Source organism: Neopararhizobium haloflavum (genome assembly GCF_002750855.1).
Taxonomy (GTDB): domain Bacteria; phylum Pseudomonadota; class Alphaproteobacteria; order Rhizobiales; family Rhizobiaceae; genus Georhizobium; species Georhizobium haloflavum.
The window spans coordinates 186,093-212,262 of the sequence record NZ_NWUC01000007.1 but is presented as its reverse complement, the minus strand read 5'-3'; the positions used below and the strand labels follow the sequence as shown (position 1 = coordinate 212,262).

The window sequence follows — 26,170 nt, the reverse complement described above, 5'->3', positions numbered from 1 at the left end:
CTTCAAGCCGATACGCAAACTTCGTTCTTCGTTGCGCCGGGCTGCCGATCAGTCGCCAGAGCCGAACGCAGCTTCTCCAGTGCGCGGTTTTCGATTTGTCGAACGCGTTCCTTGGAGATGCCGAGCGCAGAGCCAAGCGACTCGAGCGTCGCGCCGTCCTCTGCAAGTCGACGCTCGCGGATTATGCGCAGCTCGCGCGGGTTCAATTGGTCGAGCGCGGTGCGCAGCCAGGCCGACCGTCGCTCGTCGTCAATCATGCGACTGACCTGCTCGTCCGGAAGCGGCGCCTCACAACGCAGAAAATCCATCCGGTCAGAACTGCCGTTGTCGCCGTCTCCGACAGGCGCGTTCAGCGACGTGTCGGCACCGGAAAGGCGTGCGTCCATGACTGCGACATCCTTGACCTGTACGCCGAGCGCCGTGGCGATCTCGGCATGGATGGCGCTGTCCGTCAAAATTTCATTGCCCTGTGCCAGTCGTGCCCGAAGACGGCGCAAATTGAAGAAGAGTGCCTTTTGCGCGGAGCTTGTGCCGCCTCGCACGATCGACCAGTTGCGCAGGATGTAATCCTGGATCGAAGCACGTATCCACCACGTAGCGTAGGTGGAAAACCGCACCTCACGATCAGGCTCGAAACGGGCTGCAGCTTCAAGCAACCCGACATGGCCTTCCTGGATGAGGTCGCTCATCGGCAGTCCGAAGTGACGAAACTTCGCCGCCATCGCAATCACCAGGCGCATATGCGCCATCGTGATTGTGTGAAGTGCCTCCTGGTCGCGATCATCCTTCCAGCGACGCGCCAGTTCGTGCTCTTGCTGTCGTTCGAGATAAGGCGCCGCCATGGCTGCCTTGACGAGTTGCCTGCGCGCTCGGTCTTCAATCATCCCTACCTCCATCGGCGGCTGATGGACAACGATACGTAAGGAGAAAGGTTGCAGATCAGATGAGCCTAAAACGACGATCGTCGCGGACAAGACAACGCGGGATTATTGCCGAAGCAGCATAGTCCCAAAGTACAACTGAGCCATTACGAAAAAACCCGGCACTTGGCCGGGTTTTTCATCTGGTTCCATGGCTGTCTGAGACGCCTCAGGCAGCTTCGTCCTGAGCCGCGTCATCCTGCGCGTCTTCATCCTCGACGGATTTGCCACGCTTGGGGCCCTTGTTGAGATTGGTCTCGATCAGGCGAACCGCTTCGGTTTCCGACATCTTGTTGACCGCTCCGATTTCGCGGGCCATGCGGTCCAGAGCTGCTTCATACAGCTGGCGCTCGGAATAGGACTGTTCGGGCTGGTTCTCGGCACGATAAAGATCACGAACGACTTCGGAAATCGAGATCAAGTCGCCGGAGTTGATCTTGGCATCGTATTCCTGCGCGCGGCGCGACCACATCGTGCGCTTCACGCGGGCGCGGCCCTGGACGACCTTGAGGGCGCGTTCGACGAAGTCGGTCTCGGCGAGCTTGCGCATGCCGATGCTCATGGCCTTGGTCACAGGGACTTTGAGGCGCATCTTGTCCTTGTCGAAATCGATGACGAAGAGTTCAAGCTTGTGGCCGGCAACTTCCTGCTCCTCGATGGCAACGATCGTTCCCACGCCGTGGGCGGGGTAGACGATCGATTCACCGGTCTTGAAGCCCTGGCGCTGCGACGATTTCTTTTGTTGGGTTGTCATTCGTTCTTGGAACTCCCTGTTACACTCCCCGGATCGCGCCGGGGCGGGCATGTGACCCGGGTACTCCCGGGCGAAAAGCGGAGAAGGCACCTTGCCTCGCCGCGCTGGACGACGTACCAGACGGGAACGCGAACAGAATCATCGAACAAAGCACTTGCGGCAAACTGGGATTTGCCATCGTGAAGTGTAGATCGATCAGAGGATTAAATCTTTCGTGGTGCTATCGCGGTCGCGTGTCGTCGTGACATCGACAATTCTGCATAGATAACACAAAAAACTTCCGAAATCAATTATTTGCCGTTGCGACGTCCACAGCGCCGGCGCACGCCCGATTCGGCATGCCCTTCAAAATGAACGTGTATCGCGGTGCGGCAGCGCGACCGTCGGATGGGCTGCGACAGACTGTCTCAGTCCCCTTCGCCTGGCGCCTCGGAGAAGTATTTTTCGAACTTGCCTTCTTCGCCGTCGTACTTTTCAGCGTCGCCTGGCGCGTCCCGCTTGACCGTGATGTTTGGCCACTTCTCGGCATACTCGGTGTTGACCTGCAGCCATTTGTCGAGACCCGGTTCGGTATCGGGCTTGATGGCTTCGGCCGGGCATTCCGGCTCACAGACACCGCAGTCGATGCATTCGTCGGGATGGATGACCAGCATGTTCTCGCCTTCGTAGAAGCAATCCACGGGGCAGACTTCCACGCAATCCATGTACTTGCAGCGAATGCAGTTGTCGGTAACCAAGTATGTCATGGGAACTCCAGGCAGTGTGCGCCGGACCGATGGCTTGAAATATGGTCCGGACCGATCGAATGCACCGGCCACCACCCTCACGGGGCGATGCAGGGTAGCGTTCAGCTACCGGCTTTGCCGCAGCTTGGCAAGGGCGGGGCAAGGCGCTGAGGCACATTCGAGAAAGCCTTCTCGCCGTACCCGTACCGGCGCAAAATCATGCCACCACGAGGGCCGAGCGGGCAAGGCGATTTCGAGACGGCAGCCTCAGTCGACGATCAGCTTGACGCGTGTTCCGGGCGCAAGCCCCGCAGCAGAGCCCAGGCCGTTCAGCGTGCGGAAAAGCGCTTCCGGGCGATCGGTGCCTTCCATGCGCCGCGAGAGAGATGCAACGGTGTCGCCTGGGCCGGCGCGCTCGACATTCACCCGCAACGGCTGGAGAGCGACCGCTTCGCCTGCCGAGAGTTCGCGGAATCCGCGCCGAAGTACTGCCGCAGTCGGTTGCAGGTCGTTACTGCCGCGGGGAGCGGCGGTCAGGAAGCGATAGATCTGGTTGTCGAGCCGAACGACGGTCACGTCGAATTCCCACCGATCGGCGGCCGCGCGTGCGCTCACTGCCTCCAGGCCGTTCACGTCCAGGGTCGTTATCGAACTCTCATCGAGACCTGTGACCCAGCCACTGCGGATGTAATCCTGAAGACCAACGCCGCGCTCGGCCTCGACACCGTCGAAGCGGATCGCGACATCGCGCGGGCCGGTTGCCAGAACGGCTTCAGCGGTATTGTCGATTTCGAATCCCTCCGGCACATCGAAGCGGATCTTCAGGCGCGGATGCAGGAATGTGCGGCCGCGGACGTAGCCTTCATCCGGGCTGTCGCCGAACAGCAATCCGGAGATCCCGTCGAGATACCGGTCGCGATCCCTGTCTCCCACGCCTTCCGGGCCGAACGCGCGGGCATGACGACGGGCCAGTTCGATGCGCTGGGGTGCGTTCGGATGGCTGGCAAGGAAGTCCATCTGCGGATCGTCATCCGGCTCGGCAGTGCGATACCGGCTGAAGGCCGCCATGGATTCCAGGAACCGCGCTGCGGCATAGGGATCGTATCCGGCCTCGCCGAGCATGCGGATGCCGATGACATCGGCCTGGAGCTCCTGATTGCGCGAAAAGGCGGCAAGGCGCATTTGTCCGCGCGCCAGGGCCTGGCGGCCGGCCAGATCGCCAGAAAGCACCTCGGAGACCACCCGGCTGGCGATCTCTTCGGCTTCCTCACGACGCTGGCGCTCTATGCCGTGATTGGCCGTGACGTGCGCCATCTCATGCGAGATCACGGCGGCGATTTCGGCCGAATCGTTGGCGAGAGCCAGCAGGCCACGCGTGATGTAGAGATATCCGCCAGGAAGAGCGAAGGCATTGATGGCGGGTGAGTTGAGAACGGTCACCCGATAGGTCTGTTGCGGATTTTCGGAAACCTCCGTCAGCTTGCCGACGATCCGGGCGAGCAGGAGTTCGGTGCGCTGATCCTTGTATTCGCCGCCATAGCTCGCAACGATGCGCGGATGCTCGCGCGCACCGAGTTGGGCGCGGGGATCGTCGCGCGACAATTGCTCGACCGTCTGCGGGCTTTGCGACGGCGTCAACAGGACGGTGTCGGTTTCCGACAGCGACGTCTGGCAGCCGGCTGTTGCCGAAGCGAGCATCAGGATCGCCAGCAGACGCGGGCGCAAGACGTTCCGGCCGCGCGCCGTCATCGCGGCGCTGTGCCGCGCCGAACGATTTCTCCAAACCCGTTGCAGCGGTCCGATTCCGTAGCTGAGTGCCATGGGTGCGAGCTTTACAACAGCCCTCGCGGTGTTGAAATAGCGCCGATCGGCGTGGGAGGGGCTTTTGCCGCTCTCCCGCGGCGGATGCCACCAAAGTGTGACATTTTTGCCGGCGCCGGTCAGCGTGTCGGATTCAAGCCGAGATAGTCGTTCCAGGCCGGCAGATCGGTTCCGTCGAACAGATTGTCCGTTGGCGCGTTCGCAGCGATCGATCCGCGGTCGATGAAGACTACGCGATCGGCGATGGCGCGGGCGTCGGAGGGCTGATGCGTTATCATCAGCGTCGTCAATCCGGCCTCCTCATGCAACGCCTTCACCAGGGCCAGCATGTCGTCGCGCAGGCGCGGGCCAAGTGCGGCGAAGGGTTCATCAAGGAGCAGCATGGGGCGCTTGCGCACCAGCGCGCGCGCAAGTGCGACGCGCTGGCGTTCGCCGCCGGAGAGAGAGGCCGGCAGGCGCATCTCGAAGCCCGAGAGCCCTACACGCTCCAGCGCTTGCGAGACGCGACCGCGATCGTCGCCAGACAGGCGCCGCCTCGGATCAATACCAAGGCCGACATTGGTCATGACGTCGAGATGGGAAAACAGGTTGTTCTCCTGGAAAACATAGGAGATCGGTCGCTCTGACGGCGCGCTCGTCGTCACGTCCTCACCGTTGATGTGGATCCGGCCGGCCTGTGGCTGCTCGAATCCGGCGATGAGGGCAAAGAACGTCGACTTTCCTGAACCCGACGGTCCCATCACGGCGGAGAGGCTCCCCGCCGGAATGGCGGTGTCGAACATCATGGGAGCACCGTCGGGCCCATAGGCAAAGCGCACGTTCTCAAGGCTGAGCGCTGGTGTTGTCATCATACTGTTCCGCTGCCGCCCGATGGCATGGAGCGCGTCCCGAGCATCATCAGCAAGAGGCATACCACCCCGATCAGCAAGGCCAGGCCCGCGGCGTCGTCGGTGCGATAGCTCCCCATGCGCTGCAGCAGCAGATAGGGCAGCGTGACGAAGTCCTGATTGCCAAAAAGCGCGACCGCACCGAGATCACCCAGCGACAAAGCCATCGCGAAGGCGGCGGCCATCGATACTGGACGAATGAGGGCTGGCACGTCGATGCGCCGAAGCCGGTTGAGACCGGTGAGGCCGAGCTGCGCGCTGAGATGGTCGGTCCGCATGGCATGGCTTCTGTGCGCCGGTTCGAGCACCCGCATGACGAAGGGCAGGGCCATCAGCGCATTGATCCCGACCACGACGACCGGAGCGGCGGCGAAAACATCGACCTTGCCACGCAGGAAGACGAACCAGCCGGCACCGAGCACGACCGGCGGCACGAGAAGAATGAGAGATGTGGTTGCGCCGAGCGTGGTGCGGAAAGCGTTGTGCCAGCGCGAGCCATTCCGTCGATCGGCGGCGTGGCGCGCGTAGATGGCGGCGGTGGCGAGGCAAAGAGACAATGAAGCGGCCATGAAGGCGACCGAAAGGCTGGTCAGCGCGGCATCGCGAACGGAGGATTCGCCCGCAAGGCGGCCAAGATCGGCGGCGAGTCCCGAAATGGCGACGGCCACGAGTGGCGAGACGACGAACGCTGCGCCGAACCCGATAAACAGGGTATCGACCGCCGTGCCGACCCGACCAGAGGCATCGAAGCGCCTGACGATGGCTCCGGCGGTCGGCCCTTCCTCGGCGCGCGGCAGGATGGAAAGTGCAAGCAGAATGGTCGCCGTCAGGCCGATCTGGAGCAGCGCCAGGAGCACGGCGCGCCCCGGATCGAAATCGAAACGCAGCGACTGGTAGATCGCAACCTCTATGGTCGTCGCGCCCGGCCCACCGCCAAGCAGCAGCACAAGCGTGAAGCTGGTGGCGCACAGCATGAAGACGAGTCCCGCAACGCCGGGCAGGACGCGCACGATCGCCGGCCACTCGATGATGCGAAAGACCCGACCGGAAGGCAGGCCAAGCTGCGCGGCGGTTCGCCAATACTCGGCGGGCGTGCGTTCGAGTTCGGCGAGGATGAGCCGCGCTGCCAGCGGCATGTTGAAGAATACATGGGCCAGCAATATGCCCGGCAGGCCGTAGATCGAGATCGGGGCGTCGAGGCCGGCAGAGCCGAGTGCGTCGTTGACAAAGCCCTGCCTGCCCCAGATCCCGATGAGGCCGAGGGCGGCTACGATCGCCGGCAGGCCGAGCGGCACGGCGAACAGCCGAAGAAGCCAGTTGCGCCCCAAAAAATGGGGCCTTCTTGCCAGTGCGCGCGCGACCGGCAGGGCAAAGCCGATCGAAAGGGCGGTGGACAGCAGGGCCTGGACCAGCGTGAACCGCGTGATGCGCCAGATATAGGCGTCAAAACCCCCGCCATCGGCCGTCATGCCCATCGAGGTGCGCAGCAGACCCCAGACGGCGACAAGGACGACCAGCCCGATGAAGACGAGGGCGCCAGCGCCGGCGGCAATGGCGCCGCGCCGTTCAGAGGTGGCCAGCAAGCGTTACTCGCTCATCACCGCCAGCCATTCATCGACCCATGCGCGCCTGTTCTGCGCCACTTCCTCCGGGGTGAAAAGCAGCGTTTCTTCGGGCGTGACGAGCCCGGCGAAGGCGTCCGGCAGAGCCTGGCTGACTGGCCCTGCGGGCATCATCCAGTTCGATGTCGGGATGGCGTCCTGAAAGTCCTCGGTGATCATGAAGCGCAGGAAGTCGCGCGCGAGTTCCGGATCAGGCGCATTCTTCAGGATGCCGGCGACTTCGATCTGGAGATAGTGACCCTCATCGAACGCGGCCGCCTGGTAGCGGTCGGTGTCTTCGGCGATCATGTGATAGGCGGGTGAAGTGGTATAGGAAAGAACCATTGGAACCTCACCGTCGGTGAAGAGCCCGTAGGCTTCCGACCAGCCCGGCGCGACGGTTAGGACACGGTCCTTGAGATCGGCCCAGGCATCGACCGCGTCTTCGCCGTAGACGGATTTCATCCAGAGCAGCAGGCCGAGGCCGGGGGTGGAGGAACGTGGGTCCTGGATGGCGATTTTCTCGTCCGGGTCGCCCTCCACGAGTTCCTTGAGGCTCGTCGGTGGATTCTCGATCGCCTCAGTGTCGTAGACCACGGCGAAATGTCCGTAATCGTAGGGAACGAACGTGTCGTCGCTCCAGTTGCCGGGCACGTCGACGGCCGTCGTATCTATTTCGTGCGGGGTGAAAAGACCGGTCTGCTTGGCGTCGACCACAAGGTTCGTGTCGAGGCCAAGAACCACGCCCGCCTTCGCCTGGTCGCCTTCCAGCAGCAGCCGGTTGAGCAGGGCGACGCCATCGGCCACCGCCACCCATTCGAGCCGGCAATCGCACTGGGATTCAAAGGCTTCCTTCACGATCGGCCCGGGTCCCCATTCGGCCGTGAAACTCTCGTAGGTGTAGACCGTCAGGGTGCGATCCTGGGCAAGTGTCTCAGCGGGCAGGGCGAAGGCCGCGGTGGACAGGAAGATGGCGGAGACAATACGCATGGCAGGCGCCTTTCGTGCCGTTTGACGGTATCGGAGGAAAGGCGCTGGCGACGCTGCTAATCCCTCCGCCGGTACAAACCGGATCAGGTTCCGCGGGTTGGCCTGGCGGCCTCTCAGCCCCCCGCAAAAAAGCGTGAGGCACCCCGTTAGAGCTATCGACGTGTTTAATGCCGACGCAGGACGCTGGCAAGGGTCGGCAAACCTGCTATTGGGACGTCCGATGACACGCGATGCCCCCTCCGACCTGTTTCTCATACTGCTCAGCGGCGACGTGACGGTGACCGAGCGCCTGCGCCGCCAAATCGACGGCGCGCGCGTCATTGCCGCCGATCGCGGCATGCGCCATGCTGGTGCATTGGGCGTCACACCGGAGCTCTGGGTCGGCGATTTCGATTCCGCCGACGCACATTTGCAGGCGACGTGGCGGACCGTGGAGCGTGAGCTTCATCCTGCGGCGAAGAACGCAACGGACGGGGAGATTGCCGTCGATGCCGCGCTGCGGCGCGGTGCCCGTTCGATTGTCATCGCGGGGCCGTTCGGCGGTGCGCGCTCCGATCATGCCTTTTCGCATTTGGCGACCGGGCTTGCCCTCGCCGAAAAAGGCACGGAAGTGATGCTGACGTCGGGCGAGGAGGAGGCCTATCCGCTTATCGGGGCGCCCTTGACGCTCGATCTTCCGGCCGGCAGCCTTTTTTCAGTTCTTGCCTTCACCGACGTCGAGAACCTATCTATCGCCGGTGCACGCTATCCGCTGGCATCTCACTTCGCCGCGTTCGGCGATACCCGCACGATTTCCAATGTTGCCGAAGGGCCCGTCACCTTCAGCCATGCCGGCGGCCGCGCAATGGTGATGGCACGCCCCTTCGATCGATCCGGAGCCTGACATGGCGCCTCCCATCCTGAAACTCGACGACATCCATCTCACCTTTGGCGGGACGCCGCTCCTTGCCGGTGCATCGCTGCAGGTTGAAGCCGGCGACCGCATCTGCCTCGTGGGGCGGAACGGATCCGGCAAGTCGACGCTGATGAAGATCGCCGCCGGCATTGCCGAGCCGCAATCGGGAGACGTCTTCCGCCATCCGTCGACGACGATCCGTTATCTGTTCCAGGCGCCGGACTTTGCCGGCTTTGCCGATGTGCAATCTTACGCGGAGGCCGGTCTCGGGCCGAGCGACGATCCTTATCGCGTGACTTATCTGCTGGAGCATCTTGGCCTTACCGGCCGGGAAGAGCCGTCACGGCTGTCGGGCGGGGAAGCGCGGCGCGCGGGCCTGGCACGCGTGCTCGCACCACAACCCGACCTTCTGCTGCTGGACGAGCCGACCAACCATCTCGACCTGCCCACCATCGAGTGGCTCGAGCAGGAACTGTCTTCATCGCGCAGCGCATTGATCACGATCTCGCACGACCGCCGCTTTCTCGAACGGGTATCGCGTGCGACGGTTTGGCTCGATCGCGGAACCACGCGCCGGCTTGACCGCGGTTTCGCCCATTTCGAGACGTGGCGCGACAAGGTGCTCGAAGAGGAAGAGCGCGACCTGCACAAGCTTGGCAAGGCTATCGAGCGCGAAGAGCACTGGCTGCGCTATGGCGTGACGGCACGGCGCAAGCGCAATGTGCGGCGGCTGTCGGAACTGCAGGATATGCGTAAGAACCATCGTGAACACCGAGGTCCGACCGGACGCATCGAGGCGGCCACTTCGGATGCTGCGCAGTCGGGCAAGCTGGTCATCGAGGCGGAGGGGCTGGGCAAGGCGTATGGCGCTTTCAAAGCCGTCGACGGCTTTTCGCTGCGGGTTCACCGCGGCGACAGGATCGGTCTTGTGGGGCCGAACGGTGCAGGCAAGACGACGTTGCTCAACATGCTGATCGGCAGGCTGGAACCCGACGCCGGCACGTTGAAGCTGGGCACGAATCTCGATGTCGCGGTTTTGGACCAGAAGCGCGAGGATCTCGACGAAAACGACACGCTGGCTCACTATCTCACCGACGGGCGCGGCGATACGCTGCTGGTCAATGGCGAGCAGAAGCACGTGACCGGCTACATGAAGGAGTTTCTCTTCCAGCCGGAGCAGGCGCGCACGCCCATTCGCGAACTATCGGGTGGTGAGAGAGCGCGCCTGATGCTGGCGCGAATTCTCGCACGGCCCTCCAATCTCCTGATCCTCGACGAGCCTACCAACGATCTGGACATGGAAACGCTGGATCTTCTGCAGGAGATCGTCGCAGGATTCGCTGGCACAGTCATTCTCGTCAGCCACGACCGCGATTTTCTCGATCGCACCGTCACGTCGGTGATCGCGCCGGCCAATCCGCTCGCCCCTGACGGGCGGTGGATAGACTATGCTGGCGGCTATTCGGACATGCTGGCGCAGCGCGGCGAAGAGCAGAAGACTGCGGCAAAGGCCGCAAAAGCCAAGCCCGCCCAATCGTCGGATCGACCTGCGGGCCGATCTACGGTGCCTTCGAAGCTCTCCTACAAGCAGAAATTCGCATTGGAGACGTTGCCCGGCAAGATCAAGGAGGCCGAGATCAAGGCCGCCAGCCTTGAGGGGCGCATGGCAGCGCCCGACTATTTCGCCAAGCAGCCCGATGCTTTCGCGAAGGATGCCAAGGAACTGGAGCGACTGAAGGCGCAATTGGCCGACATGGAAAACGAGTGGCTCGAACTGGAAATGCTGCGCGAAGAACTCGGAACCTGATCAAGGCGTTGGTCTGCGGGCAAGGCGCGCCTGCCAAAAGACGAGCAGCGGCACGACGACCAGTTCCATGAAAAGACCCGCCATATGGCCGGCAGAGGGCGCACCGAGAAGGCCGAGGGAAGCAAGGCGGGCAAGCCCACCGACGACCGTGGCGCATGCGAGCAGCCGAAAACGCGCCGTCTTCGTTTCGATCGCAGGGATGCAGCTCCACCAGGCAAGGCCGAGGGCCAGGAAAACACCCGACAGGAAACGCAGATGGCTGTCGAGATCGGTGGGGGGCGGAGCATCGAGTCCCAGAAACGCCGGTCCGCGCAGCACACCGAGCAGACCGGCCGAAATCGGTACGAGTGCAAGCGTTGCAACCGTTGCCTGCAATAGCCGGAGGCTCAACTGTGACTTGGCGGGCATCGCCATCCCTTTTCGTTGCGTCCTGGTGTCCTTCCAACGCGGACGGAAACGGTCTAGTTTCGCGCCGCACAAGAATGAGGATGCTGTTTCATGCACTTTGACGGGACCGACGCCTATATCGCCGAAAAAGATCTGACGGTCGCCGTCAATGCCGCTATCCAGCTCGAAAAGCCGCTTCTGGTGAAAGGCGAACCGGGGACGGGCAAGACCGAACTTGCGCGGCAGGTCGCCTCGGCGCTCGGCCTCGAGCTTCTCGAATGGCATGTGAAGTCCACCACCAAGGCACAGCAGGGGCTTTACGAATACGATGCCGTCTCGCGGCTGCGTGACAGCCAGCTCGGCGACGCGCGCTTTAATGACATCCGCAACTATATTCGCCGCGGCAAGCTATGGGAGGCATTCGCGACCGACCAGCGCGTCGTGCTGCTGATCGACGAGATCGACAAGGCCGACATCGAATTTCCGAACGATCTCCTCCAGGAACTCGATCGCATGGAGTTCTTCGTCTACGAGACGGGGGAAACGATCCGCGCGCGCAACCGGCCGATCGTGATCATCACGTCGAACAATGAAAAGGAGCTGCCCGACGCGTTCCTGCGCCGTTGCTTCTTTCACTACATCAAGTTTCCTGATGCCGAGACCCTGTCGCGGATCGTCGATGTCCATTATCCGGGCATAAAGCGATCCCTCGTCAACGCGGCGCTGGCGCAGTTCTACGATCTGCGCGAGGTGCCTGGCCTGAAGAAGAAGCCGTCGACTTCGGAGGCGCTGGACTGGATCCGTCTCCTCGTTGCGGACGACGTTCAACCGGAAGATCTGCGCGGCGACGCCAAGAACGCGTTGCCGAAGCTCCATGGGGCGCTCTTGAAGAACGAGCAGGACGTTCATCTCTTCGAGCGGCTTGCCTTCATGGCCAGGCGGCAGGGCTGAGTTTTCATGATCCGCGCATTCGCGCGATAGGGTGAGCCATGTTCATTCCCTTCTTTCTCGAGCTCAAGGCGGCGAAGGTTCCCGTTTCGCTGCGCGAGTTCCTGACATTGCTGGAAGGACTGGACGCCGACCTCGTCACCTATGACGTGGAGGGGTTCTACTATCTGGCCCGCGCAGCGCTGGTGAAGGATGAGCGTTTCATCGACCGTTTCGACCAGGTTTTCGCCCATGTCTTCAAAGGCATCGAGGCGGTTTCCGGTGACGGCGGCGTCGATGCCGCCAATCTCCCGGAAGAGTGGCTGCGGCGTCTTGCCGAGAAGCATCTGAGCGAGGAAGAGAAGAAGCTGGTCGAGGCACTGGGTGGCTTCGACAAACTGATGGAGACGCTTAAGAAGCGGCTGGAAGAGCAGAAGGGGCGCCATCAGGGGGGATCCAAGTGGATCGGAACGGCCGGAACGTCGCCGTTCGGCGCCTATGGCTACAATCCGGAAGGCATTCGGATCGGGCAAGACGCCAGCCGCCATCGGCGCGCCGTCAAGGTCTGGGACAAGCGCGATTTTCGCAATTTCGACGACAATGTCGAAATCGGCACGCGCAACATCAAGGTCGCGCTGAAGCGTCTGCGCCGCTGGGTCCGCGCCGGTGCCGACGAGGAATTCGACCTCGCCGGCACGATCCGATCGACAGCCGAGCATGGGTATCTCGACGTCAGGACCCGGCCGGAGCGGCGAAACGCCGTCAAGCTCTTGATGTTCTTCGATGTCGGGGGATCGATGGACGACCACATCCGCGTCGTGGAGGAGCTTTTTTCCGCGGCGCGCGCCGAATTCAAGCACATGGACTATTTCTACTTCCACAACTGCCTCTACGAGGGGGTGTGGAAGGACAATCGGCGACGGCACTCCGAGGTGCTTCCAACATTCGATGTTCTTCGCACCTACGGCTCGGACTACCGCGTCATCTTCATCGGCGATGCCGCGATGAGCCCATATGAGATCGCCTATCCGGGTGGTTCGGTCGAGCACTGGAACAAGGAGGCGGGTCACGTCTGGCTGTCCCGGCTGCTCGGCCATTTCCCCCATGCCGCATGGATCAATCCGACGCCGCAAAATCACTGGAATTACACGCATTCCATCGGCATGATCCGGGAGCTTTTCGCAGGCCGCATGTATCCGTTGACGCTTGGCGGTCTCGACCAGGCGACGCGGGAGCTGTCACGCTGAGCGGCAATTCGACGGAACGCCGGGCACCGCTCGTCGTTCGCCTGATGACACGACTGATGAACGAAGGGACAGGATCATGCTCACACGCACAAGCCGTTTTCTGAAGGAAGCCAACCTGATCGGTGGCGAATGGGTTCAGGCCGATAGCGGCGAGACGATCGACGTGGTCAATCCGGCGACAGGCCAGCGCATCGGCGGCGTTCCGAAATCGGGCGCGGCCGAGACCAAGCGCGCGATCGAGGCGGCGCACAAGGCATTCGGCGAATGGAAGGCCACATCCGCGGCGCACCGTGCAAAGCTGATGCGCGCGCTGCACGATGCGATCATGGACAACCAGGATGCGCTGGCGGAGCTCCTGACGATGGAGCAGGGCAAGCCGCTGGCCGAGGCCAAGGGCGAGGTCGGCATGTCGGCCGGCTATGTGCTCTGGTTTGCCGAAGAAGGGCGCCGGATCTACGGCGAGACGATACCTTCGTCATGGGCAGACCGCCGCATGATGGTCATCAAGCAACCGGTCGGCGTCGTTGCGGCGATCACGCCGTGGAATTTCCCGTCTTCCATGCTGGCGCGCAAGATCGGGCCAGCGCTCGCAACCGGGTGCACGAGCGTCGTAAAGCCGGCGACGGCAACGCCCTATTCCGGCATTGCGTGGGGCATGCTGGCCGAAGAGGCCGGCATCCCGGCCGGTGTCATCAACGTCGTGACCGGCAGCTCCGGCGCCATTGGCGGCGAACTCACGTCCAACCCGCTGGTCCGCAAGATCACCTTCACGGGATCCACAGAGGTCGGCCGCAAGCTGATTGCCCAGTCGGCAGACACCGTGAAGAAGGTATCGATGGAGCTTGGCGGCAATGCGCCGTTTGTCGTCTTCGACGATGCCGATCTCGACCGCGCCGTGGATGGGGCGATCGCGGCGAAGTTCCGCAACACGGGCCAAACGTGCGTATGCACCAACCGGTTCATCGTCCAGTCCGGCATCTATGACGCCTTCGTTGCCAAGCTGAGCGAAAAGGCCAAGGCGATGAAGGTTGGTGATGGCCTCGAAGACGGGACGGTCCAAGGACCGCTGATCGATCAGGACCAGCTGGAAAAGGTCGAGGAACTGGTCGCCGATGCCAGGGAAAAGGGCGGCAAGATCGAGACTGGTGGCAAGCCGCATGCGCTCGGCGGCACGTTCTATGAGCCGACCGTCATTTCCAATGCGACGAAGGAGATGCGCTTCACGCAGGAAGAGATTTTCGGGCCTGTGGCCCCGGTCTACAAGTTTCAGACCGAGGAAGAAGGTGTCGCGCTTGCCAATGACACGATCTATGGCCTTGCATGCTACTTCTACACCAAGGATCTCGGCCGCGCCTATCGTGTCATGGAGAGCCTCGACTATGGGCTCGTAGGTGTCAACGAAGGCGTGATCACTGCCGTCGAAGCGCCGTTTGGCGGCGTCAAGCAGTCTGGTCTCGGCCGCGAAGGCGGCCATCAGGGCATCGAGGAGTATCTTGAGGCCAAATATGTCTGCCTTGGCGGCCTCGGCTTCTGAGCCGCAATGGCGTGCACGCTATTCGGAACCATGCCGGCGGGCGAAGCCGTCCGCCGGATCGCCATCACCGGCGGCGGCCTGACGGCGCATATCCTGACCTATGGGGCGGTGCTGCAGGACCTGAGACTGGAGGGGCATCGACCACCGCTCGTGCTCGGATTCGACAACCTCCCGGACTATCTCAACCACTCCCCCCATTTCGGTGCGACGCCGGGGCGCTTTTCGAACCGCATCGCCAGGGCGAGATACACGTTCCAAGGCCGGACAGTCGAGCTTGAAGCAAACGAGAATGGCAATCACCTTCATGGCGGTTCGGCCGGGCTTGGCCGGCGCAACTGGCAGGTGACAACGCAGACAGACGACAGCGTCACGCTATCGATCAGCGTTGTCGACGGAGACATGGGCTATCCGGGCGAATGCACGGTCGAAACCACCTATCGGCTCAAGCCCGGCGGGGAACTTTCGATTATGCATGTGACGCGAAGTGACAAAGCCGCGCCTGCCAACATCACCCATCACAGCTATTTCAATCTCGATGGCGCGACGACCATCCTCAACCATGAACTGGCGCTATCTGCCGACCACTATTTGCCCACGGACGCCGAACAAATCCCCACGGGCGAAATTGCGCCGGTTGCCGGCACGGTGTTCGATTTTCGACAGATGCGCGCAATCGGCCTTGAAGGCGGGCCGCCGAAAGTGAATTACGATCACAATTTTTGCGTCGCGCGGCAGCGGCGAGCCATGCGGCCAGTGGCGCTGGCGCGAGGTGTCTTGTCCGGCGTGGAAATGGCGACGCACAGCACCGAGCCGGGCGTGCAGTTCTATTGCGGGCACAAGATTGGCGTCCCGGTCAAAGGCCTGCAAGGTCGAGAATATGGACCCTATGCGGGCTTCTGCCTGGAAACACAGAACTGGCCCGACGCACCCAACCATCCAGAGTTTCCGCCGTGTTTCGTCGAGCCAGGCGTGCCGCTGCGGCAGGAGACCTCTTATATCTTCAAGCGGCGCTGACTGGTCAGTTGAGCAAGATCCGCCCGACGATCTCGGGCAGCTCGCCGCCTTCCGGGACTGGTGCGAGAATGATGGCTTCGCCTTCCCGCGCGTCGCTTCCTGTCAAGGCGCGGATATTGCCGGCATGGGTGATCAAGACCTGGTTGCCCGGTCCTTGAAATCCGTTGATCAGCGCGATCATGGCATCGATCTGCGCCGCTTCGTCATCCGAGGCTTCCAGCGGGTTCAGTGCCGCGCTTTCTTCGACCGGATATGAGCCGAAAGCCAGATCGGCGGTCTCGAGGGTCCGGCAATACGGGCTGGCGATGATCGCAGTCAGGTTGACGGCACGTGCCGCAAAGCGTGTGCCCTGCCGGCGCGCCTGCTGGCGGCCATTGTCGGAAAGATTTGCCTGCGTCGAACAGTCGGATATGTCGACGCCCGGAGGATCGCGCGAGCCCAGCATCTGCGTGTGGCGAAGAAGGATCGTGTATCCGCCATTACCGATTCTGGCCCACGCGGCTTCCGTCGCCTCGGCAACGGGCGCCAGAAGAAGCGCGATCAAGGGCCCGGCGAGCCAAATCCAGCTTCGTGAAGAGAACGCTACAATCATCTCACCGGATACTTAAGCTTTGTGACAGCCATTGAAAGGGGCGAGTGGTCGCGGGGCACGCTGAGGACGCACAGCCCGCTCGCACCGCGGCGACCGCGAACTATCCGTGCGGGTGCTGGTCGATTTCGTGGTCGCGGCTGCCGATGTCCCAACTCCATCGCATTGACATCGGCAACCGGCTGTATCACTTCAAGCAGGCAGTCGGGACCAACGACGCCGGATCGAACCATGCTTGACAAGACTGAAACATTCCTGACCGAGCCGCTCAGGCGCCGCGCCTCGGTGGCAGTTGACGTGGGCGGCGTCATGGTCGGGGGTGGCGCGCCGGTGGTCGTCCAGTCCATGACCAACACCGACACGGCTGATATCGACCAGACGGTCGCGCAGGTTGCCGCATTGCACAAGGCGGGCTCCGAGATCGTTCGCATTACGGTTGATCGGGCGGAGAGCGCGCGCGCCGTGCCGCGCATCAGGGAGCGTCTCGACCGGCTCGGGGTCGACGTGCCGCTCGTCGGCGATTTTCACTATATCGGCCACACGCTTCTCGCCGAGCATCCAGACTGTGCAGCGGCCTTGGCCAAATATCGGATCAATCCCGGCAATGTAGGCTTCAAGGACAAGAAGGATCGTCAGTTCGCCGCCATCATCGAGACGGCCATTCGTCATGACAAGCCGGTACGGATCGGCGTCAATTGGGGTTCGCTCGACCAGGAGCTTCTGACACGGCTCATGGACGACAATCAGGACAGGGGCTCGCCTTTGACGGCGCAAGAGGTCACGCGCGAGGCGATCGTGCAGTCCGCGCTCCTGTCGGCCAGCCTTGCCGAAGAGATCGGCCTGCCACGCAATCGTATCATCCTGTCGGCCAAGGTGAGCCAGGTGCAGGATCTCATTGCAGTCAATCTCGAACTGGCGCGGCGCACCGATCACGCCCTGCATCTCGGTCTGACAGAGGCCGGAATGGGCACCAAGGGCATCGTCGCGTCGGCGGCCGCGATGGGCATCGTGCTGCAGCAGGGCGTAGGCGACACGATCCGGATTTCGCTGACACCGGAGCCGAATGGGGATCGTACCCGGGAAGTCCAGGTGGCGCAGGAACTCCTGCAGACGATGGGGTTCCGCCAGTTTCTGCCAGTTGTCGCCGCCTGCCCAGGTTGCGGGCGTACGACATCGACGGTCTTTCAGGAACTGGCCCAGACGATCGAGCGGGATCTGAGGACGAACATGCCCGTCTGGCGCGAGCGTTATCCCGGGGTCGAGGCCCTGCAGGTCGCCGTCATGGGATGCATCGTCAATGGTCCGGGCGAATCAAAGCACGCGGATATCGGCATTTCATTACCCGGTACGGGGGAAAGCCCGGCGGCTCCGGTTTTCATCGACGGCAAGAAGGCCAAGACCCTGCGCGGACCGACGATCGCCAATGATTTCCAGGCGATGGTGGCGGAATATATCGAGCAGCGTTTCGGACGCGGGGAAGGTCGGCACTAAGCCCTGCGGCGGACGGAACTGCGCTCCTCCAGCCAATGGGCGATCTTTGATGCCAGCATGTCCGGCGAGATGGGCTTGGACATGTAGTCGTCCATTCCCGCTTCAAGGCATTTCTCGCGATCGCCCTTGAGCGCATGTGCGGTGATGCCGACGATCGGCGTGCGTGGCAAGTCGAGCGCTTTTTCCCTCTTGCGGATTTCCATCGTGGCTTCGTGGCCGTTCATCTCCGGCATGGAGACGTCCATGAGGATCAGCGCCGGACGAAGGAGTTCCCACTTCATCAGGGCCAACCGGCCATTGCCGACGATCTTGAAGCTGTGGGGCAACTCCTCCAGCGCCTGCGTGAAGACGATTTGGTTCACCTCGTTATCTTCGGCGACGAGGATGTCGATCCGGCGCTGGTCTGCCGCTTCTGTCGGAGCGTGCGTTTGCGGCGGCTGCGTTGCCTGTGTGACATCCTTGGCGGGGCGTCTTGGTTCAGCCGGCGTTGGGGCATCCGGCACCACGGTCACGGCCCGCTCCGCAGCACCCGCGCGGCGCGTCTGAATGATGGAGGTCACCGTCTCCAGGAGCAGCGATGAACGGGTCGGTTTGCTGAGGTGCGCTTCGATCGCAAGCTCACGCACAAAACGCATGTTTTCAACCTGGTCTACCGACGAGAGGACCATGATCGGCGTTGCGGCGATGTTCGGCTCGCTGCGGATGATCTCAGCGACATCGGCGCCCGTCATGTCCGGCATCTGGTAGTCGAGGACGACAAGATCGACGCTTGCGCCCATCGCGTGAGCCTGGCGCAGGAAGGCGATGCCTGATGGCCCGTCTTCAACGGCGGCGCAATCGAAGTTCCAGCTTTCGAACTGCTCGATCAGGATGGCGCGGTTCACGGCATTGTCTTCGATAATCAGGATTCCCGCGCCGGAGATATCCATCGGTGCCACAATGCGGCGTGAAACGGCGTGTTCATGGACGGGCAGATCGATCGTGAAGCCGAAACGGGATCCTTTGCCGACTTCGCTGGAGGCGCCGATGTCGCCGCCCATGAGCTGGACGAGGCGCCTTGCGATGGCAAGTCCAAGGCCGGTTCCTTCATGGCGGCGCGTTGAAGATGCGTCGACCTGGCTGAACTTTTCGAACACGCTCTGCAACTGGCTCTCGGGTATGCCGATGCCGGTATCCTCGATGGTGAAGGTGAGCGTGGCTCGGCGCTCCGAAACGCGTCCGGATACGTCGACGAGGACATGCCCCACCTCGGTGAATTTAACGGCGTTGCCGACGAGGTTTGTCAGGACCTGCCGCAGCCGGCCGACGTCACCGGCCAATGTCTGCGGCAGGTCCGGTTGAACGCGTACGATCAGTTCCAGGTCCTTCTCCGCGACCCGGCCGGACACGAGTGTCGCGACATCTTCCACCGTTTCGGGCAGGTTGAACGGGGCAGGATCGAGTTCGATCTGGTTGGCGTCGATCTTGGAGAAGTCGAGAATATCGTTGATGATCGTCAGGAGAGCGTTGCCGGACTTGACGATGACGTCCGCAAAGGTGCGTTGGCGGGCATTGAGATCGGTCTTGGAGAGAAGCTCTGCCATGCCCAGAACGCCGTTCATCGGGGTGCGGATTTCGTGGCTCATATTGGCCAGAAACTCCGATTTGGCCCTGTCCGCCGCAAGCGCCTTGATCATCGCCTGATCCGCTTCGGCGGTCTTTTTCGCAAGCCTGCGCATCATCCTCTGGATCGCGATGTCGACGGGAATGAATACCAGCAGCAGTAGTGCGGCGAGCGCTGCGAGGGTGATCAGAAAGAAATGCGCGAGGCTGTTGCCCTGCTTGCGCGAAAGATCTTCCAGATACCCTCGAATCTCCGCCTGTGCATGGCGAGTCGATAGCGAAACATTGTTTTCGTAGAGCGACTGAAATTCCTTTGCCGACCAGTGCAAATCGTATTCGGAAACGGCTTCTTCCAGCCGGCTGGCATCGAGCAGGCGCGCGTAGGTCTGGAAGGGCTCATTGTGCGGCATGTACCGGGCATTGGAGAGGATACGCTCGCGCAGTCCGGGCGTCACATCTCGCCAATGAACGCGGAGGGCGTCGAAGGACTTGTTGGCCTGGCCGAGCCGATAGAGGAGACCGGTCTTGGCGGATTTGACCTGCGAAGGGACGGGCTGGCTCGCCATGAACGCGCGACGCTCCGCACCGGACATGCGTCGGGCCTGCAAGCTGAGAGTCGGCATTTCGGAAGAGAACCGGTTGGCGACGCTTTCGGCCTGATAGCTGATGTCGGTCAGTTCGGCATCGAGGATCGCGAATTCTTCGGCCAGAGCGCCTACACGGTTGGTCTGGATGTTCTGATTGCGCTGCTGAACGAAAAAATACGCACAAATTGCGCCGATCAGAGCCAACGCCGTGAGATAGCCGATCCTGAGCGCCCAGGTGGAGACGCTCGTTCGACTGAAATACCGATTCGCCTGCAAGGAATTGCCCCGACTGTTGCCCCGCGCAAGGATCGACGGTCAAGGTTAACAAAGCGTGGAGGCGGTCGGCGTTCACCATTTCCGGTTGTCGTGCGGCGATGATCCGACGTTAGCGTTTGCGATTGGCGACGAAGCGAGCCGTTTCGTTGAGGGTCAGCGCGCGCCCAGTGAAAGGGGTCAGCAGGCTCTGCGCTTCTGCGACAAGGCCATCCAACTGCCGGGCCGCCCATTGCGCACCGTGCATCGACACCAGCGTGGCCTTGCCACGATCCTGATCCTTGCCGGTGGCCTTGCCAAGATCACTCGCATCGGCGGTCACGTCGAGAAGATCGTCGGCAAGCTGGAAGGCAAGCCCGATCGTTTCTCCGAACTGGCGAAGGCGCGTGCGGTGTTCGGCTGTCGCTCCTGTCAGGATCGCCCCCGCCTCGCATGCAAAGCGGATCAGCGCGCCGGTCTTCATGGCTTGCAGCCGGATGATGCCGGCTTCGTCCGGCTGCTCGCGTTCCGCCTGGAGATCGAGCATCTGACCACCCGCCATGCCGCCGAGACCAGCGGCGCGCGAAAGGGCGCGCACGAGTGACAGGGACCGATCGGACGGCAGCGTGTCCGCGCCAGCCGCCAATATGTCGAAGGCGAGCGTCAGAAGTGCATCGCCGGCCAGGATCGCCGTTGCCTCGTCGAAGGCGACGTGCAGCGTCGGCATTCCCCGCCGCAGGGCGTCGTCGTCCATCGCCGGCAGATCATCATGCACAAGCGAATAGCAGTGGACACATTCGAGAGCCGCCGCAACGTCCAGAGCGGCATTGAGAAGTGCAGCATCGTCGGTAAGGAGCCGTGTGGATTCCAGAACCAGAAACGGGCGCAGCCGTTTGCCGCCATTGAGGACGGCGTAGCGCATGGCGCCGAGCAGGCGCTCGGGGCGTGCAATTTCGTCGTTCGCGGCATGCACATGGAGGTGGGCAGCAAGCCGCGCCTCCACCGACACGGACGAGAGGGCAAGTTTCTGTTCGAAGTCGATTGCGGCCGTGTCCATGCGCGCCTCATGGCATTTCGCAATCGCATCGGCAATGTTTTCTTGGCTCTCCCATCCAACATGCTGGCCTTGACCCTGAGGGGTGGTTATGAGGAAGGATACGCGTCGCTGAAAGGGCGTGCGATTGGCACGACGAATGAGAGAACGGCATTTCGCCGAGAATTTCGAAGAGGAGCCGGCATTGCCGCGTCGCCGCCGCAAAGGCAGCTTCATCGGCCGCTTGGTCCGGCGTGCCGTCCTTCTTTTGGTCCTGATCGCGCTTCTGCCTTACCTGCTCTTGCCGATATACCGGATGGAGAGCGTGCGACCGGTCTCGACGCTGATGCTGGCCGACCTTGTGACCGGGCGGGAGTTCCGGCGCGAGTGGGTCGATTTCGACGCGATCGCACCTGTGCTGGTCCAGTCGGTCATGATGTCCGAAGATGGCCGGTTCTGCGCCCATGACGGCATCGACTGGGATGCGTTCAACACGGTTCTGGACGGGGCGATGGCGGGCGAGCGCACGCGCGGGGCGAGCACCATTGCCATGCAGACGGCCAAGAACCTGTTCCTGTGGCCGGGCCGGTCGTTCGTTCGCAAAGCGCTGGAAGTGCCCCTGGCGCTTTCGGCAGACTATGTTTGGACCAAGCAGCGCACTATGGAACTCTATCTCAATATTGCCGAATGGGCGCCGGGCGTCTACGGGATCGGAGCCGCTGCACAACACCATTTCGGTGTGCCCGCCAGCCAGCTGTCGCCATCGCAGTCGGCGCTTCTGGCGGTGACATTGCCCAATCCTCATGAACGTGACCCGGCAGCACCCTCTGCAGGTTTGCGCCGTCTGGCGGGCAATATCGAGGCGCGTGCGCGCCAGTCTGGCGCATATATCAAGTGCCTTTATGGGTGATCGCGGCGAATTGACTAGTGAAAGTCTCGTCTCCGCGTAGTCTTGCGGCTTTCCTCAGAAGGCATGAAACACCCGATGGCGCAGCTCACACTTCATATCGCCAACAAGAATTACTCTTCCTGGTCCTTCCGCCCGTGGATTGCCATGCGGGTTGCGAAGATCGAGTTCGTCGAGAACCTTGTTCCATTCGACTTTCCCTCCGGCAATGCCGCGTTTCGGCGCTTCTCCCCAACCGGTTGTGTTCCAGTTTTGCAGGATGGTGATCTTGTGGTGTGGGAGTCGCTGGCGATCATCGACTATTGCGCCGATCGCTTTCCCGAGCATGGATTGTGGCCGGACCAGCCTCGGGCAAAAGCGACAGCCCGTGCGATGGCTGCGGAGATGCATGCAGGTTTTCACGCTCTGCGCTCCGCCTGTCCGATGAACATGCGGCGTGAGCGCCGGGCGATTTCTGTGTCGTGTGCGGTCAAGGCCGATGTCCGCCGCATCGTGACCTCATGGTTCGAGGCGATTTCACGATCAGGCGGCCCCTTTCTCTTCGGCGCATTCAGCGCGGCCGACGCGATGTACGCGCCGATCGTCAACCGGCTTGACGTGTACGAGTTGACGGAAGACCGCATCGCCCTCTCGTATATGGAGCGTATCAAGGCACTTCCAGCCTGGCAGGAGTGGGAGCGCGCCGCTCGGGCGGAGCCGTGGGTCGTGGCCGAGGACGAGGTCTGATCCGTGCCTGCTCCGCCGTCGATAAAAATCGCGCCGGGTGCTGGTCAAACCGCCCTCAAGCATGTATGTACCGGCCCGATTTCCGAATTCGGCAACGTACGCATACGACCGACACGATGGTCGTGGGTCCTTTCGTTGCCCCCCGTGAGTGGAGTGTCCCATGGCTGTACCCAAAAGAAAGACCACGCCGTCCAAGCGCGGCATGCGCCGTTCGGCCGACGCACTGAAAACCCCGACCTATGTCGAGGACAAGAATTCCGGCGAACTGCGCCGTCCGCACCACATCGACCTGAAGACAGGCATGTATCGCGGTCGCCAGGTCCTGGCCGTCAAGGACGACGCCTGATCGATTTTCGCGCTTGCGCGGGAATTCATGATGATGCGTGAAGGCTGGCAGTCGCCGGCCTTTTTGCGTTAGCCTTGGCGTAACGTCGGATCAGCGTTCGGAGAATGCGCGTGCTTGCTGCTCTGCCCCTCATGATCGTGCCATTCGCGTTCTACAACATCGCGATGTTCGGCTTCATCGGCCTTGGTGGCCCGCAATGGCTTGAGCGGCAGATCGTCAGTCTGGAGATGATCTCCGGTGCTGTCTGGACGATGAGCTTCGGCGACCTCATCATCGTCATCGCGCTCGCTATGCTTTTCATTGAAATCCTGAAAGCGACACGGGGTGGGCGCTTCCAGATATTCGACCACCTGATGTCGCTGCTGGTCTTCGTGGTCTTCCTGGTGGAATTCCTGCTTTTTCAAAGTGCGGCGACGGACGTCTTCTTCATATTAATGGCGATCGCCTTCATCGATGTGATCGCCGGATTTGCCGTCGCGCTGCGTTCGGCGCAGCGCGACGTTTCGATCGGCCTTTGAGCGCCGTCAGTCTGCCTGCGCGGTCAGGCCGGCGTGTTCGATGCCGGCGATCGCTGCCGCTTCGTCATTGTCCGCCGTATCGCCGCTGATGCCGACCGCGCCGATGATCGTGCCGCGCTTGTCGAGAACCAGAACACCGCCGGGTACGGGCAATATCCGATTGTCCGAAACGCCGACCATGCCTGTCAAGAAATGGGGCCGGGTCTCGGCCTGGTTGTGGAGCCAGCGCGAGCCCGAGCCGATGGCCAGGGCGCCATAGGCCTTTCCGGCTCCCATCTCGATCCTCAACATCGAGGCGCCGTCCTGGCGCTGGCTTGCCTTGATGTGGCCGGCAGAGTCCAGCACCACGACCCCAAGCGGCTTCCAGGACATCTCCCGCGCCTTTGCGAGGCATCCTGAGATGATGCGGTTGGCCTTGCTCAGCGAAATGTCAGCCACGTGGTCTTCCTCTCATGTTGTCTATTCGTCGCGGCGAGAATGCATCGCGCGCGGGGCGGGCGACAGATCGCCGGCGTTGAAACTGAATTGCCCCAGACGAAAAGGTTATTCGCCGAGCCGGTCGATCTTTTCCTGAAGCGTGCGCAGCTGATCCTTCAGATCATTGATGTCGCGCCCTTCGTTCGATTTCGGCTTGGCAGCGTCCTTGTCTTCACGCTGCCCGCCACCGAACGGTGAGAACATCTGCATGGCCTGCTGGAATATCTCCGTGTTGCGACGCACCTGCTCCTCGACCATCTGCATCGGCAACTGCATGTTGCGCGCCATCGGATTGTCGCCGAAGGCCTTGGCCATCTTTTCGCGCATTTCACCCTGCTGGGCCGTGAACGCATGCATGGAGTGCTCGAGATAGCTCGGCACCACCATCTGCATTTGATCGCCGTAGAAAGCGATCAACTGGCGAAGAAAGGAAATCGGAAGAAGCGTGTTCCCCGTTTTCGATTCCTGCTCGAAAATGATCTGCGTGAGAACGGAGTGTGTGATGTCGTCTCCGGATTTGGCGTCCTGAACAACGAAATCATCGCCATTCTTCACCATTACCGCCAGGTCATCGAGGGTTACGTACGTGCTCGTGTCGGTGTTGTAGAGGCGCCGGTTGGCGTATTTCTTGATGATGATCTCACCGTCCTTTTTGGCCATGCTCTCCCCTTGCAACCAAAACGCGCCTGTCAGCATTGCTGCTGATGTTCAACTCTATGCGAAATCGTCGCAGCATGACAAATGCTTTGTGCGATGCGGCGAAGCCTTGCTCCCAGCAGCGTTTTTTGCGCGCGGGTTGTGGTCGTCATCCGCTCTTCACGGCAGTGCAAGATCGGTTTGACTCCGACGGCGCGCTCGTTCAGTTTCGTTGCAAAGACGCTTCATGACAGCCGGCCGAAAGCCGGTGAAACATCACAATCAAAACGGGATGAGACCATGGCCTCCGGACAATCGATCGTCATTGCCAGCGCGGCACGCACCGCCGTCGGCTCTTTCAACGGTGCTTTCGCCAACACGCCCGCGCATGATCTTGGCGCCGCCGCGATCAAGGGCGCGCTGGAGCGGGCAGGTGTCGATCCCAAGGACGTGGACGAAGTCATCATGGGGCAGATTCTGTCGGCCGGCCAGGGACAGAACCCGGCTCGCCAGGCGGCCATGGCGGCGGGTATCCCGCAGGAGGCCACCGCCTGGGGCCTGAACCAGCTTTGCGGATCGGGCCTTCGCGCCGTCGCTATCGGTATGCAGCAGATCGCTACCGGCGATGCGAACGTCATTGTCGCGGGTGGCCAGGAATCGATGTCGATGGCGCCGCACTGCGCGCATTTGCGGTCGGGCGTGAAGATGGGCGACTTCAAGATGGTCGACACCATGATCAAGGACGGCCTGATGGATGCGTTCTACGGCTACCACATGGGCAACACGGCCGAGAACGTTGCCCGTCAGTGGCAGTTGTCGCGGGACGATCAGGATGCTTTCGCCGTCGCCTCGCAGAACAAGGCGGAAGCTGCGCAGAAGGCGGGTCGTTTCAAGGACGAGATCATTCCGTTCACGGTCAAGACCCGCAAGGGCGAGACTGTCGTGGAAAATGACGAATACATCCGCGAGGGCGCCACGATCGAGGGAATGCAGAAGCTCAAGCCGGCTTTCGACAAGGAAGGGTCGGTGACCGCAGGCAACGCTTCCGGGATCAATGACGGTGCGGCAGCTGCGGTGCTGATGAGCGAGGCGGAAGCCGAAAAGCGCGGTATCACACCGCTGGCGCGGATCGTTTCCTGGGCGACAGCCGGTGTCGATCCCCAGATCATGGGAACCGGACCGATCCCGGCTTCGCGCAAGGCGCTCGAAAAGGCGGGCTGGAAGGTCGACGACCTCGACCTCGTCGAAGCCAACGAGGCCTTCGCCGCACAGGCCTGTGCCGTCAACAAGGATCTCGGATGGAACCCGGAGATCGTCAATGTCAACGGCGGCGCGATCGCCATCGGCCATCCGATCGGCGCCTCGGGCGCGCGCATCCTCAACACGCTGCTCTTCGAAATGAAGCGTCGCGACGCGAAGAGGGGTCTCGCAACGCTTTGCATCGGTGGCGGCATGGGCGTCGCCATGTGCTTGGAACGCTGACAACAAAAGGGAGGA

Annotated in this window: 25 protein-coding genes and 1 riboswitch; of the genes, 12 read left to right on the top strand and 13 right to left on the bottom strand. The window is 62.0% G+C overall.

The window, feature by feature from the left end; translation table 11 throughout:
• Nucleotides 1-2: 2 nt before the first annotated feature.
• The 7 genes from CN673_RS15985 to thiB form a co-directional block, all read right to left on the bottom strand.
• Nucleotides 3-884: an RNA polymerase factor sigma-32 gene (locus tag CN673_RS15985; RefSeq protein WP_099867370.1), complete on the bottom strand. Its 882-nt coding sequence runs from the start codon at nucleotides 882-884 to the stop codon at nucleotides 3-5.
• A 205-nt stretch (nucleotides 885-1,089) separates the two neighbouring features.
• A complete protein-coding gene (locus CN673_RS15980; RefSeq protein WP_099867369.1) occupies nucleotides 1,090-1,674 on the bottom strand; it encodes a CarD family transcriptional regulator in 585 nt (194 codons plus the stop codon).
• 407 nt (nucleotides 1,675-2,081) lie between these two features.
• Nucleotides 2,082-2,420: a ferredoxin FdxA gene (gene fdxA, locus CN673_RS15975; protein WP_099867368.1), complete on the bottom strand. Its 339-nt coding sequence runs from the start codon at nucleotides 2,418-2,420 to the stop codon at nucleotides 2,082-2,084.
• Between the two features lie 246 nt (nucleotides 2,421-2,666).
• A complete protein-coding gene (locus tag CN673_RS15970) occupies nucleotides 2,667-4,148 on the bottom strand; it encodes a M48 family metalloprotease (RefSeq protein ID WP_099867485.1) in 1,482 nt (493 codons plus the stop codon).
• A 191-nt stretch (nucleotides 4,149-4,339) separates the two neighbouring features.
• Complete coding sequence (thiQ, locus tag CN673_RS15965) at nucleotides 4,340-5,068, bottom strand: thiamine ABC transporter ATP-binding protein (RefSeq protein ID WP_099867484.1); 729 nt, start codon at nucleotides 5,066-5,068, stop codon at nucleotides 4,340-4,342.
• The gene (gene thiP, locus CN673_RS15960) at nucleotides 5,068-6,690 is read right to left on the bottom strand and encodes a thiamine/thiamine pyrophosphate ABC transporter permease (RefSeq protein ID WP_099867367.1); all 1,623 of its coding nucleotides are present in this window, start codon (nucleotides 6,688-6,690) and stop codon (nucleotides 5,068-5,070) included. Before thiP ends, thiQ begins: the two co-directional genes overlap by 1 nt.
• Nucleotides 6,691-6,693: 3 nt before the next feature.
• A complete protein-coding gene (thiB, locus tag CN673_RS15955) occupies nucleotides 6,694-7,698 on the bottom strand; it encodes a thiamine ABC transporter substrate binding subunit (RefSeq protein ID WP_099867366.1) in 1,005 nt (334 codons plus the stop codon).
• 43 nt (nucleotides 7,699-7,741) lie between these two features.
• Nucleotides 7,742-7,854, bottom strand: a riboswitch (TPP riboswitch).
• A gap of 64 nt (nucleotides 7,855-7,918) precedes the next feature.
• On the opposite strand from thiB, the gene CN673_RS15950 reads away from it, so the two are divergent.
• A complete protein-coding gene (locus tag CN673_RS15950; RefSeq protein WP_099867365.1) occupies nucleotides 7,919-8,581 on the top strand; it encodes a thiamine diphosphokinase in 663 nt (220 codons plus the stop codon).
• Nucleotide 8,582: 1 nt separating this feature from the next.
• Complete coding sequence (locus CN673_RS15945; protein ID WP_099867364.1) at nucleotides 8,583-10,400, top strand: ABC-F family ATP-binding cassette domain-containing protein; 1,818 nt, start codon at nucleotides 8,583-8,585, stop codon at nucleotides 10,398-10,400.
• On the opposite strand, the gene CN673_RS15940 is transcribed toward CN673_RS15945, so the two are convergent.
• Nucleotides 10,401-10,808 carry a DUF4345 domain-containing protein gene (locus tag CN673_RS15940; RefSeq protein WP_099867483.1) on the bottom strand — a complete coding sequence of 136 codons (408 nt, stop codon included), beginning with the start codon at nucleotides 10,806-10,808 and terminating at the stop codon, nucleotides 10,401-10,403. It abuts the gene before it with no gap.
• A 90-nt stretch (nucleotides 10,809-10,898) separates the two neighbouring features.
• Here CN673_RS15940 and CN673_RS15935 point away from each other — a divergent pair, with 90 nt between their 5' ends.
• From CN673_RS15935 to CN673_RS15920, 4 genes are all read left to right on the top strand, one after another.
• Nucleotides 10,899-11,738 carry an AAA family ATPase gene (locus CN673_RS15935; protein WP_099867363.1) on the top strand — a complete coding sequence of 280 codons (840 nt, stop codon included), beginning with the start codon at nucleotides 10,899-10,901 and terminating at the stop codon, nucleotides 11,736-11,738.
• Nucleotides 11,739-11,776: 38 nt separating this feature from the next.
• Nucleotides 11,777-12,961 (top strand): vWA domain-containing protein, encoded by a 1,185-nt coding sequence (locus CN673_RS15930; protein WP_099867362.1) that lies wholly within the window; start codon nucleotides 11,777-11,779, stop codon nucleotides 12,959-12,961.
• 76 nt (nucleotides 12,962-13,037) lie between these two features.
• Entirely contained in the window at nucleotides 13,038-14,495 is a 1,458-nt protein-coding gene (locus tag CN673_RS15925) for an NAD-dependent succinate-semialdehyde dehydrogenase (protein ID WP_099867361.1), read from the top strand.
• Between the two features lie 6 nt (nucleotides 14,496-14,501).
• Nucleotides 14,502-15,509, top strand: a complete 1,008-nt coding sequence (locus tag CN673_RS15920) for an aldose epimerase family protein (RefSeq protein ID WP_099867360.1) — start codon at nucleotides 14,502-14,504, stop codon at nucleotides 15,507-15,509.
• Between the two features lie 4 nt (nucleotides 15,510-15,513).
• Here the strand turns inward: CN673_RS15920 and CN673_RS15915 are convergent, their stop codons facing one another.
• Nucleotides 15,514-16,053 (bottom strand): histidine phosphatase family protein, encoded by a 540-nt coding sequence (locus CN673_RS15915; RefSeq protein ID WP_245409952.1) that lies wholly within the window; start codon nucleotides 16,051-16,053, stop codon nucleotides 15,514-15,516.
• A gap of 276 nt (nucleotides 16,054-16,329) precedes the next feature.
• On the opposite strand from CN673_RS15915, the gene ispG reads away from it, so the two are divergent.
• Nucleotides 16,330-17,589, top strand: a complete 1,260-nt coding sequence (ispG, locus tag CN673_RS15910; protein WP_099867358.1) for a flavodoxin-dependent (E)-4-hydroxy-3-methylbut-2-enyl-diphosphate synthase — start codon at nucleotides 16,330-16,332, stop codon at nucleotides 17,587-17,589.
• Here the strand turns inward: ispG and CN673_RS15905 are convergent.
• Nucleotides 17,586-20,054 carry a response regulator gene (locus CN673_RS15905; RefSeq protein ID WP_245409951.1) on the bottom strand — a complete coding sequence of 823 codons (2,469 nt, stop codon included), beginning with the start codon at nucleotides 20,052-20,054 and terminating at the stop codon, nucleotides 17,586-17,588. The genes ispG and CN673_RS15905 overlap by 4 nt on opposite strands.
• A 109-nt stretch (nucleotides 20,055-20,163) precedes the next feature.
• The gene (locus tag CN673_RS15900; protein ID WP_099867357.1) at nucleotides 20,164-21,087 is read right to left on the bottom strand and encodes a polyprenyl synthetase family protein; all 924 of its coding nucleotides are present in this window, start codon (nucleotides 21,085-21,087) and stop codon (nucleotides 20,164-20,166) included.
• 136 nt (nucleotides 21,088-21,223) lie between these two features.
• Between CN673_RS15900 and CN673_RS15895 the strand changes: the two genes are divergently transcribed.
• The 4 genes from CN673_RS15895 (at nucleotide 21,224) to CN673_RS15880 (ending at nucleotide 23,560) form a co-directional block, all read left to right on the top strand.
• A complete protein-coding gene (locus CN673_RS15895) occupies nucleotides 21,224-21,973 on the top strand; it encodes a biosynthetic peptidoglycan transglycosylase (protein WP_099867356.1) in 750 nt (249 codons plus the stop codon).
• Nucleotides 21,974-22,048: 75 nt separating this feature from the next.
• Nucleotides 22,049-22,696, top strand: a complete 648-nt coding sequence (locus tag CN673_RS15890) for a glutathione S-transferase family protein (RefSeq protein WP_099867355.1) — start codon at nucleotides 22,049-22,051, stop codon at nucleotides 22,694-22,696.
• Nucleotides 22,697-22,856: 160 nt separating this feature from the next.
• Nucleotides 22,857-23,042 (top strand): 50S ribosomal protein L32, encoded by a 186-nt coding sequence (gene rpmF, locus CN673_RS15885; protein WP_099867354.1) that lies wholly within the window; start codon nucleotides 22,857-22,859, stop codon nucleotides 23,040-23,042.
• 110 nt (nucleotides 23,043-23,152) lie between these two features.
• The gene (locus CN673_RS15880) at nucleotides 23,153-23,560 is read left to right on the top strand and encodes a hypothetical protein (protein ID WP_099867481.1); all 408 of its coding nucleotides are present in this window, start codon (nucleotides 23,153-23,155) and stop codon (nucleotides 23,558-23,560) included.
• Between the two features lie 6 nt (nucleotides 23,561-23,566).
• On the opposite strand, the gene CN673_RS15875 is transcribed toward CN673_RS15880, so the two are convergent.
• Nucleotides 23,567-23,998: a GlcG/HbpS family heme-binding protein gene (locus CN673_RS15875; protein WP_099867353.1), complete on the bottom strand. Its 432-nt coding sequence runs from the start codon at nucleotides 23,996-23,998 to the stop codon at nucleotides 23,567-23,569.
• Between the two features lie 105 nt (nucleotides 23,999-24,103).
• Nucleotides 24,104-24,697 (bottom strand): polyhydroxyalkanoate synthesis repressor PhaR, encoded by a 594-nt coding sequence (gene phaR, locus CN673_RS15870; RefSeq protein WP_099867480.1) that lies wholly within the window; start codon nucleotides 24,695-24,697, stop codon nucleotides 24,104-24,106.
• Nucleotides 24,698-24,973: 276 nt separating this feature from the next.
• Between phaR and CN673_RS15865 the strand changes: the two genes are divergently transcribed.
• Complete coding sequence (locus CN673_RS15865; RefSeq protein WP_099867479.1) at nucleotides 24,974-26,155, top strand: acetyl-CoA C-acetyltransferase; 1,182 nt, start codon at nucleotides 24,974-24,976, stop codon at nucleotides 26,153-26,155.
• The last annotated feature ends 15 nt before the right edge of the window (nucleotides 26,156-26,170 follow it).